The sequence below is a fragment of the Flavobacterium filum DSM 17961 genome, assembly GCF_000425465.1.
Classification (GTDB): Bacteria; Bacteroidota; Bacteroidia; order Flavobacteriales; family Flavobacteriaceae; genus Flavobacterium; species Flavobacterium filum.
On record NZ_AUDM01000047.1, the window covers coordinates 1 to 1,979 of the forward strand.

2 protein-coding genes are annotated in these 1,979 nt (G+C 36.0%); one reads left to right on the plus strand and one right to left on the minus strand.

Annotated features, from left to right (window positions below; translation table 11 throughout):
* Nucleotides 1–89 precede the first annotated feature (89 nt).
* Nucleotides 90–1,730, minus strand: coding sequence for a Helicase associated domain protein (locus H601_RS0112935; protein ID WP_026711881.1), 1,641 nt, complete (start codon nt 1,728–1,730; stop codon nt 90–92).
* Here H601_RS0112935 and H601_RS16735 point away from each other — a divergent pair.
* Nucleotides 1,718–1,979, plus strand: a 262-nt coding sequence (locus tag H601_RS16735) for a hypothetical protein (protein WP_211223560.1), incomplete at its 3' end; no start/stop codon positions are given. The two genes, H601_RS0112935 and H601_RS16735, sit on opposite strands and share 13 nt — an antisense overlap.

Genomic DNA, 1,979 nt, shown 5'->3' on the forward strand with positions numbered 1-1,979 from the left:
CCGTATGCTCGGTGGTGTGAGAGGCTCTCCCTGCTAGTTTCTAGTGGGGCAGTCTACTCGATTGGTGGCTGGCATTCTTGTCTTCCGTGTCATTGTTGGTCTTCTTTTTTAGGTAATTCCATCCCTGCGTTAATTAAAATTAGTCTTTTGGTGTCGTCCCATTTTTTACTTCTGTATCTCGCTTGTGAAACTCTGTCTTGATATTTTTTTCGTTCTTCAGCTGTCAATTTCTCAAATTCTTTTGGGTCTTGGTATTTTTTGAATTCTTCGGCTAAATTCTCAATTGCTTCTCGTTCTTTTTGTTTTTGCCATTCCCATTCAACTCCATTTTTAGATAAAACTTCTCCTAAAAGTTCTTCTCGTAAAGGGTTAAGAAATTTTTTAACTTTTCCACGACTTCCTGTAAGTTTAAGAGTGATGTTTTCATTGAGCCACTTTCCTAATTTGGTGTTTTGATGTGGTATTGTTTTGAAGTTGTTTTTGTCCTTATAGTAGCTCTCTAATTCAAGTAATTTTTCATACCATCTTTCATCATCAGGTTCACTTCCAAGATTTGGAACGTCCCATAAAAAATTGATGGCTTGCATTTTTTCTTCTTCATAATCTGTCCAAATTGGAGGTTGATTTCCTTTTCTTCTTTGTTTTTGTTGGGCACACCAAGTCCCAAGTGAATAATAAGGATGGTTTTTTTCTTTGAATTGGGGAACGTGAGTTACTTCACTGTCGGGGTTAAATTTCTTTTTATATGCAAGTAGTTGATTATACTTATTGTTCCAAATCATTATTCTTGTCCGCTCCCAACCATCACCAATTGGAAAGTCGACTTCAATTAGTCTTAAAAGCAAGTCGTCAGGCATTGCTTCGTGTCTAATTAGTTCCTTCATTCTTAAATACCAACGAAGTAATTCCTTGTCGTCTGTCGTTTTTGTTACTACACCTGAAGAACGGACATCCCTTTTATACACAACGTATCTTTGTAAAAAGTATTCAAAATTGTCATAGTCATATTGTGTTGCTTTGACATTTCTATCATAATCAGATGTTTCTGAGGGGTCAAAGCCGTCAGTTAAATCAACTTCCGGGAGCTTTATTCTTTTTGGTTTTTTCTTTCCGTTTTCACCGTCTGTCGGTTGAGTTTCTTCAACATTATTGTTGTAATAAAACTGCTTATAAAGCAAATCAGCTTTGTCGTATTCGTCAATCAGTTCTCTAGTTAATTTTCGAGTATGCTGGTCTGTATTTTCAATTAGGTGCTTGTAATATTCTTTTATTTCTCGAACGAGTTTTATTCCTTGCTTGTCAGTCTTTGTGTTAAAGTCAAGTTGTATTGATGCTTCAATATTGGTTAAGAAACCCGAACTTGTCAGGTTTGATGAACCAATTATTACTCTCGAAAATTTCTCACCTTCAAATAAAAATAATTTGGGATGATATGTAATGTATTCTATGTCTCGGTGATAAATGTAAGTTTCTACTTCATTGTCAAGTAACTTTTCAAGTGCTTCTTTAGAAGTTCCTTTATTGTCCACACCAACATAAAACTTTAAAGTCTTGAATTTTTCTTTCGACACTTTAATTGAAGGCAGGATTTTGTCAACACCTGTCAAGGCAACAAATGCAACAAAGCCAATAAAGTTGTCGAAATACTTGTTCTCAAAAGAGTTCACAAGTTGTTTCCCAACATTGTATTGATTGTTTTCAAGTCCGTGTCCTAAAAATGTTACTTGCATTCTCTATTGTGTCTGTCCTTTATGCTTGCCACCAACGGGTTGGGGCTTGGCGCAGTAGGGGAGTTATGGAACCCGAAACTGTCAAGCCGTTGAAAAATTTGATTAAAAGTAAAAAATTTAATTTAAGCAGGAAAACCCCTATTGCGCCAAACCCCTGTGTGTGCCCTGCATCCGCAGGACACACCCCGAAAGCTTTTCAAATAGTTCAAAAATACAAATTTGGATTACAAAAACTAATTTTCGGGGTGT